Source organism: Nocardia amikacinitolerans NBRC 108937, assembly GCF_001612615.1.
In the GTDB taxonomy this organism is placed as follows: Bacteria; Actinomycetota; Actinomycetes; order Mycobacteriales; family Mycobacteriaceae; genus Nocardia; species Nocardia amikacinitolerans.
On record NZ_BDAU01000026.1, the window covers coordinates 53,632 to 70,012 of the forward strand.

The following is a 16,381-nucleotide window of genomic DNA, read 5'->3' on the forward strand; positions in this document are numbered from 1 at the left end:
TCTCCCATCGCCCCTGATCGACGCGTCGGAGCCGGGCGCTCCAGGCCCGCGTACGGCCGCGCGAGAACCAAGGGTTCGTCTGGGTATATCCGAGTTGTCGCCGCGGCGTTAGCCCCTGATCCAGTGGTACCAGTTCTCGAACAGTTCGTCTCGCGGCCGGGGACCCCGATATGCTGCGGGCAGTTCGGTGGGTTCGGTGAGGAGTGATTCGGCGTGGGTTGGACGTTCACCCCGGACGAGTTCGCCCACATCTGGCGGGAGACGCAGGTGGATCGCCACCCCTACCCGCTGCGCATCCTGGAGACGCCACGCACCGAGCACGAGGCCGAGGTTCTGCGCGCCCAGCTGAATCAGCGCCTACCGCTCGGCGCGGACCCCGACCTGTCCGCCTGCCTGCGCATCCTGGCCGAACCGCACACCAGGATCATCGCCATCGGCGGCGCGCACACCCCGAACAGCGAGCTGCGACTGCTGGCCTGCGCGGTGTACGACCGCGCGGTGCTCGCCATTCAGGAACCCGGCGCCCGCCCCGATTTCGGCGGCCGAGTGCGCATCTCGATCGGACACGCGAGCAAACTGGGCGCCCGTATCGCCACGCTGCTGCCGAAGACACCCGCCGGGCGCGAACCCGCCCGCGCCGCGAGCGCCGCCGCGGTACGCGACACCGAGACCGTCGTCGCCACCCAGCCCGCCGCCAACCCCATTCGCAGGCTGCTGCTCAAACCGCACACCGCCGAGGGACACCTACGCATCGAAGCCCGGCTCGATCGGGACGAACCGGTCCCGCCGATCCACTACACCTGGATCGATGTGCAGGGCGACGGACGCTACCTGATCAAAGCGGACGAGACGGTGCACATCGTGCCAGCCTCGCCCGAGCAGATCGCCGCCCAACTGCAGAAACGCATTCCAGCACAGGCAAGATGAACTCGTTAAGCTGAAGCCAACCGACCGATCCCCGGGGGGTGCGCATGACGATCGAGAGCAGCCGAGCCGATATAGCGCGGTTCAAGCAGGAAGCGCAGGCAGGCACCGTCAAGTTCGATCCGGACGCGGCGCGGCGGTGCGCCGAGATCTACGAGAACCAGGCCGACCGGCTGATCTACCTTCAGCAGCGCCTCGAATCCGCCGCCGAACTGCACGGATTCGGCGGTTTCGTCTCCGCGCAGCAGCTACAGGCCGGATTCGGGCACAAGGCGCGCGACGCCGCCGCGCTGCTCGATCACTACATCGAGGCCGCCTATCGCATGAAGGAAGCGTTCCTGATCAGCGCCGGACTCTACGAAGAAGCCGACGCCGCCAATGCGGCCGCGCTGCGCGCGGTGGAAACGAGGCTGCCCCGATGACCGGCACCGATCCCACCTACATCAGCTCGATGGAGCACTTCGAGTCGATGCCGCACGAGGAGATCTACGCCAAGACCCAGCAGATCGACGCAGGCGAGATCCTGCGCGCCTCGGTCACCTGGCTCGAGGTCGCCGCCGCGCTGGCCGCCTCGATGCCGCTGAGCCGCGGCGGCGCGGACCGGGTCATGAACGGCATGGAATGGGAAGGCGCGGCGGCGAACGCCGCGTACGCGAGCACGCGGAGCTTCGCCGCCTCCGTCGACGAACTCAGCGCCGTCATGGGCCAGGTCGGTGCGCGCCTCGGCGGTGTCGCGGCGGCGGCCGAAGCGGTCAAGCTGGCAGTGGTGCCGCCCGGCAGCTCGGGACCGATCGGCGCCATCGCGCAACTGCTCGAGGCGGCGAACGTCATCGACGCGCAGATGGCGCAGGAGGCGCTGCGGCAGGAAGCCGTGCTCGCGATGAACATGGTCTACAAGCCCGCCTACTCGATGGCCGGGACCGGCGTGCCCGCGCTGCCGGAACCGCCTGTGCTGTCGATACTTTCGGACGAAGGGGCGATTCCGCAGTCGCCGAACGGGTCGAAGGAATACGGATCGGAGAGTGCGCCGGGAGGGTCGAACGGGTCCGCTTACGCGCCGCCGGAGAGCCGAGCGCCGGAAGACGTTCCGCCAGGCGCGGATTCGCAGCCGGAGCCACCCGCGGATGCCACGCCGGAGCCGTCGCCGCCCGAATCGCACGCGCCCACCGCACCGACCCCGGACGCGACACCCGATGTGCCGCCGGATGCGCCGCCGAGCCAGGAGACTCCTCCGCCCACGCAGGAGACCCCGGCACCGCCGACCTCGGACGCACCGCCGCCCACCCAGGAAGCTCCGACACCTCCGCCTACCCAAGACGCACCGCCGCCCACCCAGGCACCGCCGACGCAGGACGTCCCTCCGCCCACGCAGGACACCCCGGCGCCTACCCAAGAGTCGCCGGTGCCGCCGCCAACGCAAGAAACTCCCGCACCGCCGCCCACCCAGGACGCGCCGGTGCCGCCACCCACGCAAGAAACCCCAGCTCCGCCGCCCAGCCAAGAGTCGCCGGTGCCGCCACCCACGCAAGAAACCCCGGCTCCACCGCCCACACAGGAGATGCCTGCGCCCCCGCCTACCCAGGAGGCCCCTCCTCCCCCGCCGTCACCGGAACCGGTTCCGCCGCCCGGCGAGCCGCTGCCGGATCCGGGCGGCCAACCCGGCGTCACGGGGCCCATCCCGGAGGGTGCCAACCAAGGCTCGTCCCATACCGACCAGCCGGGCGTTGTCCCCCAATCCGGCACGACCAGCTAGCCCGCCGGATTCACAACGGACCACCGGGCCGCCGCCGCCGCGGGAGGCCGAGGCCCCCGGCCGCCACCAAAGGTGGCGGCGCGCACGAAACCCGCGCCGCCACAACCCAACACCCTCGCAACCCGTCCCACCTTCGCGGAAACAGCACTCTCCGCAAGGCAGCACGCAAAAGCCCAGCCCCAGCGTGACCCGTCCAGGCGGGGGTTCCCACACACCGTTCACACGCCTCACACAGCCGCCGCCTATGTGAGGCGTACGAACGGTGTGTGGAAGCCTCGTGGCTGACGGCCGAGCGATTCCACGCGGGAGCTGGAAGGTCAGGCTTTGACCAAGTCGTCGGCGTGAATCACCGGGCGCTGCATGGTGTCCGGTAGTTCGGTGGTGGAGCGGCCGAGCATGGTGGAGAGTTCGGTGCTGTCGTATTCGACCACGCCCCGGGCGATCAGGCGGTGGTCGGCGGCGAGCAGGTCGACCACGTCACCGCCGTAGAAGCGGCCGCGGACAGCGGTGATGCCCGCGGCGAGCAGGGAGCGGCGGCGCTGGGCGACCGCCTGCACGGCACCGTCATCGAGGACGAGGGCGCCGCGACTGTCGGCGGCGTGGCGGACCCAGAACTTGCGGGCCGACAGGCGAACCGGGCGCGCGGCGAACGCGGTGCCGACGGTACCGGAGGCGAGCGCGGTGGCGGCCTCCTCCGCGGCGGCGAGCAGCACGGGAACGCCCGCGTCGGCGGCAAGCCGGGCGGCCGAGAGCTTGGAGGCCATGCCACCGGTGCCGAGCGCGCCGCCGCTGCCCGCGATGACGCCATCCAGATCGGCGCTGCTGCGGACCTCGGGGATGAAGTTGGCGGCGCCTTTGCGCGGGTCGCCGTCGTAGAGCCCCTCCACATCGGAGAGCAGGATCAGCGCGTCCGCGCCGACCAGGTGCGCGACGAGGGCCGCGAGCCGGTCGTTGTCGCCGAACCGGATCTCCTCGGTGGCGACCGTGTCGTTCTCGTTGACCACCGCGATCGCGCCGAGCGAACGCAGGCGGTCCAGGGTGCGCTGGGCATTGCGGTGGTGCTCGCGACGGGAGAAGTCGTCGGCACTGAGCAGCACCTGACCCACGGTGCGGCCGTAGCGGGCGAAGGAGGTGCCCCACGCGTGCGCCAGTGCCAGCTGACCGACGCTCGCCGCCGCCTGCTTGGTCGCCAGATCCCTTGGGCGACTGGCCAATCCGAGCGGCGCGAGGCCCGCACCGATGGCGCCCGACGACACGACCACCACGTCCGAACCCGCGCGCATGCGGGCCTCGACCGCGTCGGCGAGCCGGTCCAGCCGCGTCGTGTCCAGACCGCCCTTCAGACTGGTCAACGCCGACGAGCCGATCTTCACCACGACGCTGCGCGCGGCGGCGATCGCCTGCCGCGCGTCGCTGAGCCCGCCGGGCGACACCGCGTCCGCTAGCCCCGAATTCACCTGCGTCACAACTGAACTCCCTGTACCGCAACCGAATGTGCTGTCCGACGGGCGGTCCGCCCGAACCCACCGCCGAACGATCGAAACCGTTCGGCGGCAACGGTTTGCACGATCAATCCTCGTCCTCGGTGACCAGACCGCGGCGCACCCGCGAGGCGTGCTTGCGCTCCGCCGCGCTGACCCGGTCGGTCTGCTCCAAGCGGATGTCGGTGCCGCGCCCGGTCGGCACGTGGTCGATGCCCGCCGAGATCTGCGGCTCCCAGTCGAAGCTGACGTCGCCGATGGTGACCGGAGCGCCCGGTTCGGCGCCGAGGCGCACGAGCTCGTCCTCGACACCGAGGCGGGCCAGCCGGTCGGCCAGGTAGCCGACGGCCTCGTCGTTGTCGAACTGGGTCTGGCGCACCCACCGCTCGGGGCGCGTGCCGCGCACGATGAAGCCGCCCGGCTCGTCCGGATCGGCGATCACGCTGAATCCGGACTCGTCCACCGCGATCGGCCGGATCACCGGACGCTTCGGCGCGGCCTTCGGGTGCGCCTCGCGGTACTCGCGTACCAGGTCGGCGAGCGCGAAGGTCAAGGGGCGCAAGCCAGCTCGGCTCACCGCGGAGATCTCGAAGACCGGCCAGCCGCGCGCGGTGAACTCGGGCGTCACCATCTCCGCCAGCTCGGCGCCGTCGGGGACGTCGGTCTTGTTCAGGATCACCACGCGCGGGCGGTCGGCCAGGTCACCGAGGCCTGCGTCGGCGGCGAGCGCGGGCTTGTAGGCGGCGAGTTCCGCTTCGAGGGCGTCGACGTCGGAGACGGGATCGCGGCCCGGTTCGAGGGTCGCGCAGTCGACGACGTGCGCGAGCACCGCGCAGCGCTCCAGGTGGCGCAGGAAGTCAAGGCCGAGGCCGCGGCCCTGGCTGGCGCCGGGGATCAGGCCGGGCACGTCGGCGATGGTGAAGGTGGTGTCGCCGCTGGCCACCACGCCGAGGTTGGGCACGAGCGTGGTGAACGGGTAGTCGGCGATCTTCGGCTTGGCCGCGGAGAGCACCGAGACCAGCGACGACTTGCCCGCCGAAGGGAAGCCGACCAGGCCGACGTCGGCGACGGACTTGAGCTCGAGGACGAGCTCGCGTTCCTCGCCCTCCTCGCCGAGCAGCGCGAAACCGGGCGCCTTGCGCGCCTTCGAAGCCAGCGCCGCGTTGCCGAGTCCGCCGCGTCCCCCGCGCGCGGCGACATAGCGGTTACCCGCGCCGACCAGGTCGGCGAGGATCTCGCCGTCCTTGTCCAGCACGACGGTGCCGTCGGGCACCTTCAGCAGCAGGTCGCCGCCGGTCTTGCCGTCCCGGTTGCCGCCCTCGCCCGGCTTGCCGTTGCCCGCCTTGGCGTGCGGGTGGAAGTGGAAGTCGAGCAGCGTGTGCACGTTGGCGTCGACCTCGAGGATGACGTCGCCGCCGTTGCCGCCGTTGCCGCCGTCCGGTCCGCCGAGCGGCTTGAACTTCTCGCGGTGCACCGACGCGCACCCATGACCGCCCTTTCCGGCACGCACGTGCAGCACGACACGGTCGATGAATTTCGACATGGTCGAATCATCCTCCTTCTGGGCTGGTCGTTCTTCGAGGGCTCGCGCTGATTCTTCGGCGGTCGCCGCCACGAGAACGCGAAAAGCGGGTCAGGGTGACATACCCTGACCCGCTCGGCTTTGTCTGGATCGGCTAGGCGGTCAGGCCTGAACCGGCTCCGGGACGACGATGTTGACGGTCTTGCGGCCACGCTTGCTGCCGAACTCGACCGCGCCCGCCGCGAGGGCGAACAGGGTGTCGTCACCACCGCGACCGACGTTCACGCCGGGGTGGAAGTGGGTGCCACGCTGACGCACCAGGATCTCGCCTGCCTTGACGGTCTGGCCGCCGAAGCGCTTGACGCCGAGTCGCTGGGCGTTGGAATCGCGTCCGTTCCGGGAGCTGGACGCGCCCTTCTTGTGTGCCATAGCTGAGTCTCCTCGGGATGTCTTACTTGATGCCGGTGACCTTCAGGACCGTCAGCGGCTGACGGTGACCCTGGCGCTTGTGGTAGCCGGTCTTGTTCTTGAACTTGTGGATGCGGATCTTGGGGCCCTTGGTCTGCTCGACCAGCTCCGCGGTCACCGAGCGCTTGGCCAGCTTGGCCGCGTCGGTGGTCAGTTCGGCGCCGTCCACCACGAGGACGGGCGAGAGCTCGACGGCGGAACCCGGCGCACCCTCGATCTTTTCGACCTTCACCAGGTCACCGACCGCGACCTTGTACTGCTTTCCGCCGGTCTTGACGATCGCGTACGTTGCCATCGGTCGGCTTCCTCCACTCGATGTCTTTTCGTGCTTCACTCACGCCACAAGTCGCGACGTGAATTGTCTTGGCTGGTTGCTGCACGGGGGCGCATACCTCGCTGCGTCAGCAGCTTCGGGCGCATCGCCAGGCAGCGACTGTCCAAGGCTACCAGACCCCCGGTCTCCGACCCAATTCGGTGGTCGGCAGCCTCCCGGCAACCCCGGCACGCGCGGTTTCCACCGAGCGGACCGGCGCCGGAACGGATTCGGCCGGTCGCCCCTCTCTGGTCCGACCGGCCGAATCGCCACGATCTTCTCAGTTCGGCGAGTCGACCGGCGGGCCCGCGGGACGGCCGACGGCCCTGCGCCTCGGACGTGCGCGCTGCGGCAGCTCGACCGGTGCCGGTTCCGAGTAGTCGACGGCGGGCGCGGTGTCCTGATCGCCACTCGACAGCACGAAGACCGCTCCGGCACTGTCGGCCGCCGGCGCGGCCGCCGAACGCGCCACGCGGCGACGGCGGCCGGTCTGCCGTGGCTCCGGTTCACCGTTGGCAACCGAACGATCCGCGGCGGCGACAGCGGCTTGCGCGACCGCGGGCTCCTCCCGGACCGGCTCGGCCGCGGCGGGAACCTCGGCCTCGGTCACCGGAGCCGGACCGGTCTCGACCGGCACCGCAACGACAGGCTCGGCCTCCCGCTCCTCGACCTCGACGACCGGCTCCTCCGCCGCCTCGAACTCGACGACCGTTTCGGCCTCGGCGGCCTCCTCGACCAGCGCCTCCTGCGCGGCGGCCACGGCATCGGCCACATTCGCCGCCACCGCGTCGGCATCGGTCGCGACGACCTCCACCTCGGCGACCTCGGCCTCGTCCGGCTCGGTGTCCGTCGCGCTGTGCGCGGCCATGGCAAGCGCCACCGGATGCGCCCGCTTGACGGCGGCTTCTTCGACCGACTCGCTCGGCTGCGGCGTCCCGTTGGTGGCGGCCGCGGCAGCCGCGCCCTTGTCCCTGCCACGTCGGCGGCGCGAACCGCCCTCGCGGCGGGTCGAGGTCTCCTCGGCGGCCGCCAGCTCGACCGGGTAGCTGTGCACCAGGATGCCGCGTCCGTGGCAGTGCTCGCAGGTGGTCGAGAACGCCTCGACCAGACCGGTGCCCAGCTTCTTGCGGGTCATCTGGACCAGGCCGAGCGAGGTCACCTCGGAGACCTGGTGCCTGGTGCGGTCCCGGCCGAGCGCCTCGGTCAGGCGGCGCAGCACCAGGTCGCGGTTGGACTCGAGCACCATGTCGATGAAGTCGACGACGATCATGCCGCCGATGTCGCGCAGCCGCATCTGGCGCACGATCTCCTCGGCCGCCTCCAGGTTGTTCCTGGTGACGGTCTCCTCCAGGTTGCTGTTGCCCGAACCGGTGAACTTGCCGGTGTTCACGTCGATGACGGTCATGGCCTCGGTGCGGTCGATCACCAGGGTGCCGCCGGAGGGCAGCCACACCTTGCGATCCAGCGCCTTGGCCAGCTGCTCGTCGATGCGGAAGGTCTCGAACACGTCCACGCCGTTGTTCTCGTGCCGGGAGACCCGCGCGAGCAGGTCAGGCGCGACGGTGCGGATGTAGTTCTCGACCGTGCTCCATGCCCGGTCGCCCTCGATGACCAGTCGCGAGAAGTCCTCGTTGAACAGGTCGCGGATGACCTTGACCAGGAGATCGGGCTCCTCGTACAGGGTCTTCGGCGCGCCGCCGTCCTTCTTGGTCTGCTCCTCGATGGAACGCCACGTGGTCTGCAACCGCTCCACGTCGCGAGCCAGCTCGGCCTCGCTGACACCCTCGGAGGCGGTGCGGATGATCACGCCGGCGTCGGCGGGCACGATGTCGCGCAGGATCTCCTTGAGCCGCTTGCGCTCGGTGTCGGGCAGCTTGCGGCTGATGCCGGTGGAGGTGCCGCCGGGCACGTAGACAAGGAAGCGACCGGCGAGGCTGATCTGAGTCGTCAACCGTGCGCCCTTGTGACCGACCGGGTCCTTGGAGACCTGGACGAGCACCTGATCGCCAGGCTTGAGCGCCTGTTCGATCTTGCGCTCCTTGCCGCCGAGCCCGGCGGCCTCCCAGTTCACCTCGCCCGCGTACAGCACGCCGTTGCGACCACGGCCGATGTCGACGAATGCCGCCTCCATGCTGGGCAGCACGTTCTGGACCTTGCCGAGGTACACGTTGCCGACCATGGACGCCTGGCCGGTGTTGGTGACGAAGTGCTCGACGAGGATGTTGTCCTCGAGCACCGCGACCTGAGTTGCGGTGGGGTGCTCGGAGAACGACTTCTCGCGCACCACCATCACCCGGTCGACCGCCTCGCGGCGGGCCAGGAACTCCGACTCGGTCAGGATCGGCGGGCGACGGCGACCGGCCTCACGACCGTCGCGGCGACGCTGACGCTTCGCCTCGAGACGAGTCGAGCCGGTGATGCCCTGCACCTCGTCCGAGACGGCGCGGCTGCGGCTCTTGTTGCGCGGCTCGCGCTCGTGCACGACCGTGTTCGGCGGGTCGTCGTCGGCGGGCTCGGCGTCGCCACCCTCACCGCCGACCTTCCTGCGGCGACGGCGACGGCGACGGCGGCTCGCGCCCTCCGGCACCGACTCGTCGGACTCGGTGTCGGTGTCGCCCTCGTCGGTCGGCTCGGCGGATTCCGCGCCCTCGGCGGTCTCGACGCCCTCGTCCTCGGTGTCGGACTCGGCCTGCTCGCCCTCGTCACCCTCGAGGTCGGAGTCGGCGTGCTGCTCACCGCGGCCGCGGCCACGACCGCGCCTGCCACGGCGCCTGCGACGCGGCTGCCCGTCGGCCTCGCCCTGCTGGTCGGCCGTTTCCCGCTCGTCCTCGGTGGTGTCGGGTTCCTCCTCGACCACCTCGGGGGCCGCGGACTCCTCGGTGCGCTTGGCCTCGCGTTCGGCACGACGCCGCTTGCGCATCTCCTCGGCGGCCGCCGCGTCGGGCGACAGGAAAAGCGGCGCGGCGACGGACGGCGCCTCGAAGACCGGCGGCGGCGGCGCGACGTGCGGCTCGCCCTGCACGGCGTGGGTGAACAGCTGGGTGGGCTGCGCAGGCGTGTCTGCCCCGGTCGGTAAGCCGGTGTGTAGCGGATCCGGTGCGGAGAAGAGCAACCCGCTCGGCTGCCCGGCCCGCTCCGGCTCGGCCGCGTCGGCTGCCTCGGCCGCCGGGGCCGGAGGTTCGGCTTCCGCGGCGGGCGTCGTCTCGGGTTCGGTGGCGACGAGTGCGTCGCGTACCGATTCCGCGACCGCCCGGTCGACATTGGATTGCGCGCTGCGCGCGTCGGCGCCCAGCTCGGTGAGTTTGGCCAGGATGCGCTTGCTCGTCACTCCCAGCCGCTTGGCAAGCGCGTGAACTCGGATTCGCTCCGGCAATTGATCGGCATCCTGTGATGTTGTTTCCAGCGGCTCTTGATCGGCCACGAAGTCTCCTCGGGCCCCCGGGCGCGTCCCTCCCGGTACGGAGTGACGCGGCCAACGCGGGGGCGCTGTCCGTACACCTCACGCCGTCGACGCGAGGTCCTGTGGTCTCGCCCCGCGTGCCCGGTTGTCACCTGGTTCTTCGTCTTCGGGCTAACTGGTCACGCGGCGCCTGGCTGTTGGCTGAACTCCACGGAAACGAGCGCTCATCCAGCGTGCCGACGCGAACTCCCACACCCTCAGCAACCGGGCGCGGCTGTCCGTGGCAGCGATGATCGGCATCGAACCGCGGTGTCATCCGGTCGCCATCGTCACCCACGATTCGCGTACCTGCGCGAACTGCCGGTGTCGTTGACGACCACTGCCAGTATCCCACACCGCGCGCCGGTGGTTCGCCATCGGCGCGTGACCTGCCCGATGCTCCGGGTTTGCCACCTCGCCGCGACCGGGCGCGACAAGGGCCGATGCGGTGCTCGAGCGGGGCTCGCCGCGCCGACGTGACGACGGCGCGGCGAGTACGCGGGGGGAACTCAGGCGGGGAACTCGGGGAACCAGAGTCCGATCTCGCGTTTGGCCGACTCCGGGGAGTCCGAGCCGTGCACGAGGTTGTACTGGGTCTCCAGGCCGAAGTCGCCGCGGATGCTGCCAGGCGCGGCCTTCTCGACGGGGTCGGTACCGCCCGCGATCTGCCGGAACGCGGCGATGGCGCGCGGGCCTTCCAGGACTGCGGCCACGACCGGGCCGGAGGTGATGAACTCGATCAAGGAGCCGAAGAACGGCTTCTCGGCGTGCTCGGCGTAGTGCTCCTTGCCCAGTTCCTCGGACACCTGCTTCAGCTCGAGGGCCGCGATCTTCAGGCCCTTGCGCTCGATACGGGCCAGCACCTCGCCGACCAGGCCACGGGCCACGCCGTCCGGCTTGATGAGTACCAACGTCTGCTCAGTCACGGCGCACAGCCTAATTGACCCTGCCGAACGGAGTCCGCCCAGAGCCCGCGCACGACCGGAGCGAAGGCGGAGGTACGCGTCATCGACCTTCGCGCCACTCACCGAGCCGGCGTTCAGCCGAGGTGCTCCCAGCCGCGTTCGGTGCGCGTCAGCTCGACGAAACCGCAGTCCAGCAGCAGTGGCAGCGCCTCGTCGTCAGGGTCGCGATAGTCGAGGACGCGGTCGATCCCGCCAAGTCGCAACCAGGAACCGGCCTGGCCGAAGAGCCACCGGACGACCTCCGGCTCCCCCTCCGTCCGGCACACGTCGGCCCAGCCGCCGAGCCGCGAGATCCGCTCCGGCGGCGCCAGATCCGTGTCGATCTCGAGGTAGCCGAGATCCGTGCCAAATGCGGCCACTGCTCGGGGAGGCCGTAGGTGGCCGGTGCGGGTTCCCAGTTCGCGGCCACGAACCATTCCAGGACTCCGGCGTCGCGGTAGTCGTCGGAAACCTCCCGACCCGCTCCGTAGCGCAGCAGGTGCGCGGCGGCGACCACCGCCCCGGCTTGTTCGGCGACCAGCGTGACGCGTTCGATCACCCACGGATCGATGATCACTTCGGCCGGACGCCGTTCCAGCTGGCTCAACACGGTGTTGACGGAAGCGGATACGCCGGGGATCACGGCCGCGATGTGGGCGTTGACGAGCCGGGTCAGCTGGTCGCGATCGTCGCGGCGGAAAGAACGGATGACGAATTCGGGCATGGCGAATCTCCGGTGTTCGGTCGAGAGCACTCGACGAGGGGGATCCGCCAGGGGGACGGTATAGCGAGAACTATCGCAGCGCAGCCGTTTACCGGTTCATCCGCTGGCTCGGCAGCAGTCCGTGCTCCATGCGGCGCTTGACGTCGGCGCGCAGGATCAGGATGAACGCCCAGACGGCCACGAACAGCAGACCGATGACGCCGATCGAGATGTGGATGAAGCCGCCAAGGATCACCAGCATTTGGAGGCCGAGGTTGAACGCCAGCGCCCATGGGCGGCGCTGCAAGCCCGCGCCCAAGATCATCAGCAGCGCCAGGATCACCAGGTAGCTGCCGGAGAACCAGCTGATCCCGCCGCCGACGTCGGCGACGACCGGCAGCGCCAGCAGCACCACGATGGACTCGAGGACCAGCGTGCCCGCCATGACGCCGCGCAGACCCTTCCACGGATCGGGCGCGGACGGTTGCGCGGGTGCGGTCGCGTCCTTGTCCCGCTCGCTTGGCTCACTCATGCCGGGTCCTTTCCGAACAGCGCGCGGGCCGCGCCCGCCGTGACCACCGAGCCGGTGACGATGACGCCCGCCCCCGAAACGGCCTCGCCGGGGTCGCCGACCTCTTCGGCGATGGCGATGGCGGACTCCAGCGCGTCGGGCAGCGTGTCGGCGGTGACCACGCGCTCGTCGCCGAACCGCTGCACGGCCAGATTCGCCAGGCTGTCGACGTCCATGGCGCGCGGCGAGCCGTTGGTGGTGACGACGATCTCGTCGAACACCGGCTCCAGCGCCTCCAGGATGCCCGCGGCGTCCTTGTCGCCGAGCACCGCGACCACGCCGACCAGCTTGCGGAAGTCGAATTCCTCGCCGAGGGTCGCGGCCAGCGCCCGCGCGCCCGCCGGGTTGTGCGCGGCGTCGATGAAGATGGTCGGCGCGCTGCGCATCCGTTCTAGGCGGCCGGGGCTGGTGACCGACGCGAAACCGGCGCGCACCGCATCGATGTCGAGCTGACGCTCGGCGCCCGCACCGAAGAACGCCTCCACCGCCGCCAGCGCCAGCACCGCGTTGCGCGCCTGGTGCGCGCCGTGCAGCGGCAAGAAGATCTCGTCGTAGACCCCGCCGAGGCCCTGGAGCTCGAGCTGCTGGCCGCCGACGGCGACGCGGCGCGCGAGCACCTGGAACTCGGAGCCTTCGCGGGCCACCGCGGCGTCCACCTCGACGGCCCTGCGCAGCAGGACGTCCATCGCTTCGGGTTCCTGCTGCGCGATCACCGCGACGGTGTCGCGCGGAACAAGGCTCTCCGGCGCGCGTTTGATGATTCCGGCCTTCTCCCCCGCGATCGAGGTGAGGTCGGGGCCGAGATAGTCGATGTGGTCCAGCCCGATCGGGGTGATCACCGCGACCTGACCGTCGATCACGTTGGTGGCGTCCCAGGTGCCGCCCATGCCGGTCTCCACGACCGCCACGTCGACAGGGGCCTCGGCGAACGCCGCGTAGGCCATGCCGGTGAGCACCTCGAACTTGCTCATCGCCGGACCGCCCGCCGTGGCCGACTGCGCGTCGATCATCTCGATGTAGGGCTGGATCTCCCGGTAGGTCTCGACGTACTTGGCCGGGCTGATCGGCGCGTTGTCGATGCTGATCCGCTCGGTGGCCAGCTGCAGGTGTGGGCTGGTGATGCGGCCCGTGCGCCGGTGCAGCGCGGTGAGCAGCGCGTCGATCATCCGGGTGACCGAGGTCTTGCCGTTGGTGCCCGCGACGTGGATCGCCGGATAGCTCTGCTGCGGGGAACCGAGCAGATCCATCAGCGTCGCGATGCGGGTCAGCGAGGGCTCGATCTTGGTCTCCGGCCAGCGCTGGTCGAGTTCGGCCTCGACCAGCGCCATCTCGGCGAGCTCCACCGGCGACGGGCCGGACCCGAGCCGGGCGCCTCCGTCGTCGTCGCGGTACTGCCGCTCCGGCTCCTCGTTCACTTGACCGCCAATTCCGCCAGGCGCGCCCCGATGCGCTCCACCTCGGCGGCGGCGACATCGCGACGGTTCTTGATCTTGGCGACCACCGGTTCTGGCGCCTTGGCCAGGAACGCCTCGTTGCCCAGCTTGGCCTCGGTGCCCGCCAGTTCCTTCTCCGCGGCGGCCAGATCCTTCTCCAGGCGGCGGCGTTCGGCGTCCAGGTCGACCGCGCCGGAGGTGTCCAGCTCGACGGTCACCGTCGCGCCGCTCAGCCGCACCTCGACCGAGGCGGTGGCCGCGAACTCGGCGCCGGGCGCGGTGAGCCTGGCGAGGTTGGCGACCGACGGCTCCAGCGCCGTCAGGTCGGCCTGCTCCAGACCGATCAGCTTGGCCGCGACCTTCTGCTTGTCGGCGAGGCCCTGGTCGCTGCGGAACCGGCGGATCTCGGTGATCAACCGCTGAGCGTCCGAAACACGCTGCGCCGCAACGGTATCGGTGGCGTTTCCACTGGCCTGCGGCCACGCGGCGATCACTACGGACTCACCGCCGGTGAGCGCCTGCCACAGCGACTCGGTGACGAACGGGATCACCGGATGCAGCAGGCGAAGCACCGAATCCAGCACGTTGCCGAGCACGGTCCTCGTCGCGGCCGCCCGCTCCTCGTCGTCGGAGAACTGCACCTTGGCCAGTTCCAGATACCAGTCGCACAGCTCGTCCCATGCGAAGTGGTAGAGCGCCTCGCACGCCTTGCCGAACTCGTAGGCGTCGAAAGCCGAATCCACTTCCGCCAGAACCTGATCCAGGCGATCGAGGATCCACCGGTCGGCGTCGGTGAGTGCCGCGCGGTCGGGCAGTTCGCCGGGCTCGGCGCCGTTCATCAGCGCGAACTTGGTGGCGTTGAACAGCTTGGTGACGAAGCTGCGCGAGGCCAGCGCGTGCGGCTCGCCGACGGACAGGTCGCCGCCGGGCTGCGCGCCGCGGGCCAGGGTGAAGCGCAGCGCGTCCGCGCCGTAGGCCTTGATCCAGTCCAGCGGGTCGATGCCGTTGCCGCGCGACTTCGACATCTTCTTGCCGAACTGGTCGCGGATCAGGCCGTGCAGGAAGACGTCCTTGAACGGCACCTGCACCGCACCGGACTTGCCCGCGAGAATCGCCGGATCCTCGGAGACGAACATGCCGAACATCATCATTCTGGCGACCCAGAAGAAGAGGATGTCGTAGCCGGTGACCAGCACGCTGGTCGGATAGAACTTCTCCAGCTCCGGCGTGGCCTCCGGCCAGCCCATCGTGGAGAACGGCCACAGACCCGACGAGAACCAGGTGTCGAGCACGTCCGGGTCCTGCACCCAGCCCTCGGGGGCGGTCTCGTCCGGGCCGACGCAGATCACTTCGCCTTCGGGGCCGTACCAGATCGGGATGCGGTGGCCCCACCACAGCTGGCGCGAGATGGTCCAGTCGTGCATGTTGTCGACCCACTCGAACCAGCGCGGTTCCTGGCTGGCCGGGTGGATGACGGTGTCGCCGTTGCGGACCGCGTCACCGGCGGCCTTGGCCAGCGACTCCACCTTGACCCACCACTGCATGGACAGCCGCGGCTCGATGGGCTCGCCGGTGCGCTCGGAATGGCCGACGCTGTGCACGTACGGACGCTTCTCCGCGACGACGCGGCCCTCCGCTGCGAGCCGCTCGCGGACCTTGACGCGGGCCTCGAAGCGGTCCATACCGTCGAATTCGGTTCCGGTGTTCGCGATGCGGCCGCGCTCGTCCATGATCGTCGGCATCGGCAGGTTGTGCCGCAGACCGATCTCGAAGTCGTTCGGATCGTGCGCGGGGGTGATCTTCACGGCGCCGGAGCCGAACTCGGGGTCGACGTAGTCGTCGGCCACGATCGGGATCTGGCGGCCGGTGATCGGGTGCTCCAGGGTGGTGCCGATCAGCGTCTGGTAGCGCGGGTCGTCCGGGTGCACGGCCACCGCGGTGTCACCGAGCATCGTCTCCACCCGGGTGGTCGCCACGATGACGTGCGGTTCGTCGTCGTTCAGCGAGCCGTAGCGCAGCGAGACGAGCTCGCCCGCGACTTCCTCGTGCTTGACCTCGATGTCGGAGATGGCGGTGCGCAGCTCGGGCGACCAGTTCACCAGTCGCTCGGCGCGGTAGATGAGCCCGGCGTCGTAGAGGCGCTTGAAGATGGTCTGCACGGCCCGCGACAGGCCCTCGTCCATGGTGAAGCGGTCGCGGCTCCAGTCGACGCCGTCGCCGAGGGCGCGCATCTGCCACTGGATGGCGCCGCCGGACTCGCGCTTCCAATCCCAGACCTTCTCGACGAACAGTTCGCGGCCGAAGTCTTCCTTGGTCTTGCCGTCGACGGCGAGCTGCTTCTCCACCACGGTCTGGGTGGCGATGCCCGCGTGGTCCATGCCGGGCAGCCACAGCACCTCGTAGCCCTGCATGCGCTTGCGGCGGGCGAGGGTGTCCATCAGCGTGTGGTCGAGGGCGTGGCCCATGTGCAGGGTGCCGGTCACGTTCGGCGGCGGCAGCACGATCGAGTACGCGGGCTTGCCGCTCGCGGTGTCGGCCTGAAAATACCCAGCGGCTACCCAGCGCTCGTACGTCTCGGCCTCCACGACGCTGGGGTCCCAGCTCTTGGGGAGGGCATCGGCACGATTACGCGAGTTGTCAGGGGCTGCGCTGGTCACTCCGTGATTCTAGGGGTTGGCTCGACATGGCCTCGCCGCCTCCCCGCGCCCGCGCTCCCGGTGCGGACTCGGGTGCGGAAAAGAAAGGAGGCGGAGCCTTCGGTGGATGAGGGACACCGAACACTCCGCCTACGCCTCACAGCTTACCGGCGATCCGCGAAACGGCCCCGAAT

Annotated in this window: 13 protein-coding genes; 3 read left to right on the forward strand and 10 right to left on the reverse strand. The window is 70.1% G+C overall.

Features of this window, described 5'->3' with window-relative positions:
- Window positions 1-213: 213 nt before the first annotated feature.
- The 3 genes from NAM01S_RS19845 to NAM01S_RS19855 are packed head-to-tail and all read left to right on the forward strand — an operon-like array spanning window position 214 to window position 2,677.
- Complete coding sequence (locus NAM01S_RS19845; RefSeq protein ID WP_067787408.1) at window positions 214-927, forward strand: ESX secretion-associated protein EspG; 714 nt, start codon at window positions 214-216, stop codon at window positions 925-927.
- Window positions 928-971: 44 nt separating this feature from the next.
- On the forward strand, window positions 972-1,346 hold the full coding sequence (locus NAM01S_RS19850) for a hypothetical protein (RefSeq protein ID WP_067787410.1): 375 nt from the start codon (window positions 972-974) through the stop codon (window positions 1,344-1,346).
- Complete coding sequence (locus NAM01S_RS19855) at window positions 1,343-2,677, forward strand: hypothetical protein (protein WP_067787412.1); 1,335 nt, start codon at window positions 1,343-1,345, stop codon at window positions 2,675-2,677. Before NAM01S_RS19850 ends, NAM01S_RS19855 begins: the two co-directional genes overlap by 4 nt.
- Before the next feature lie 317 nt (window positions 2,678-2,994).
- On the opposite strand, the gene proB is transcribed toward NAM01S_RS19855, so the two are convergent.
- The 10 genes from proB to NAM01S_RS19905 all read right to left on the reverse strand — a co-directional run bounded on the left by proB (window position 2,995) and on the right by NAM01S_RS19905 (window position 16,208).
- Window positions 2,995-4,110, reverse strand: coding sequence for a glutamate 5-kinase (gene proB / locus NAM01S_RS19860; RefSeq protein ID WP_067787494.1), 1,116 nt, complete (start codon window positions 4,108-4,110; stop codon window positions 2,995-2,997).
- A 136-nt stretch (window positions 4,111-4,246) separates the two neighbouring features.
- Complete coding sequence (obgE, locus tag NAM01S_RS19865) at window positions 4,247-5,701, reverse strand: GTPase ObgE (RefSeq protein WP_067787414.1); 1,455 nt, start codon at window positions 5,699-5,701, stop codon at window positions 4,247-4,249.
- 141 nt (window positions 5,702-5,842) lie between these two features.
- The gene (gene rpmA / locus NAM01S_RS19870) at window positions 5,843-6,109 is read right to left on the reverse strand and encodes a 50S ribosomal protein L27 (protein ID WP_067478569.1); all 267 of its coding nucleotides are present in this window, start codon (window positions 6,107-6,109) and stop codon (window positions 5,843-5,845) included.
- A 22-nt stretch (window positions 6,110-6,131) separates the two neighbouring features.
- Window positions 6,132-6,443 (reverse strand): 50S ribosomal protein L21, encoded by a 312-nt coding sequence (rplU, locus tag NAM01S_RS19875; RefSeq protein ID WP_067787416.1) that lies wholly within the window; start codon window positions 6,441-6,443, stop codon window positions 6,132-6,134.
- A 298-nt stretch (window positions 6,444-6,741) separates the two neighbouring features.
- On the reverse strand, window positions 6,742-9,882 hold the full coding sequence (locus NAM01S_RS19880; RefSeq protein ID WP_067787418.1) for a translation initiation factor IF-2 N-terminal domain-containing protein: 3,141 nt from the start codon (window positions 9,880-9,882) through the stop codon (window positions 6,742-6,744).
- Between the two features lie 527 nt (window positions 9,883-10,409).
- Window positions 10,410-10,826, reverse strand: coding sequence for a nucleoside-diphosphate kinase (ndk, locus tag NAM01S_RS19885; protein WP_067787420.1), 417 nt, complete (start codon window positions 10,824-10,826; stop codon window positions 10,410-10,412).
- A gap of 113 nt (window positions 10,827-10,939) precedes the next feature.
- Window positions 10,940-11,224: a hypothetical protein gene (locus tag NAM01S_RS36160; RefSeq protein ID WP_218018423.1), complete on the reverse strand. Its 285-nt coding sequence runs from the start codon at window positions 11,222-11,224 to the stop codon at window positions 10,940-10,942.
- A 432-nt stretch (window positions 11,225-11,656) separates the two neighbouring features.
- Window positions 11,657-12,079 carry a DUF4233 domain-containing protein gene (locus NAM01S_RS19895; protein WP_067787422.1) on the reverse strand — a complete coding sequence of 141 codons (423 nt, stop codon included), beginning with the start codon at window positions 12,077-12,079 and terminating at the stop codon, window positions 11,657-11,659.
- Window positions 12,076-13,533, reverse strand: coding sequence for a bifunctional tetrahydrofolate synthase/dihydrofolate synthase (gene folC / locus NAM01S_RS19900; RefSeq protein ID WP_372508405.1), 1,458 nt, complete (start codon window positions 13,531-13,533; stop codon window positions 12,076-12,078). The genes NAM01S_RS19895 and folC overlap by 4 nt, the downstream gene beginning before the upstream one ends.
- Window positions 13,530-16,208, reverse strand: coding sequence for a valine--tRNA ligase (locus NAM01S_RS19905; protein ID WP_067787424.1), 2,679 nt, complete (start codon window positions 16,206-16,208; stop codon window positions 13,530-13,532). Before NAM01S_RS19905 ends, folC begins: the two co-directional genes overlap by 4 nt.
- Window positions 16,209-16,381: the final 173 nt, after the last annotated feature.

Bases quoted from the DNA above. Each gene is read 5' to 3' on its own strand.
- NAM01S_RS19855 (WP_067787412.1), top strand. From the start codon at position 1,343: ATGACCGGCACCGATCCCACCTACATCAGCTCGATGGAGCACTTCGAG.
- NAM01S_RS19895 (WP_067787422.1), bottom strand. From the start codon at position 12,079: ATGAGTGAGCCAAGCGAGCGGGACAAGGACGCGACCGCACCCGCGCAA.
- obgE (WP_067787414.1), bottom strand. From the start codon at position 5,701: ATGTCGAAATTCATCGACCGTGTCGTGCTGCACGTGCGTGCCGGAAAG.
- NAM01S_RS19850 (WP_067787410.1), top strand. From the start codon at position 972: ATGACGATCGAGAGCAGCCGAGCCGATATAGCGCGGTTCAAGCAGGAA.
- rpmA (WP_067478569.1), bottom strand. From the start codon at position 6,109: ATGGCACACAAGAAGGGCGCGTCCAGCTCCCGGAACGGACGCGATTCC.
- rplU (WP_067787416.1), bottom strand. From the start codon at position 6,443: ATGGCAACGTACGCGATCGTCAAGACCGGCGGAAAGCAGTACAAGGTC.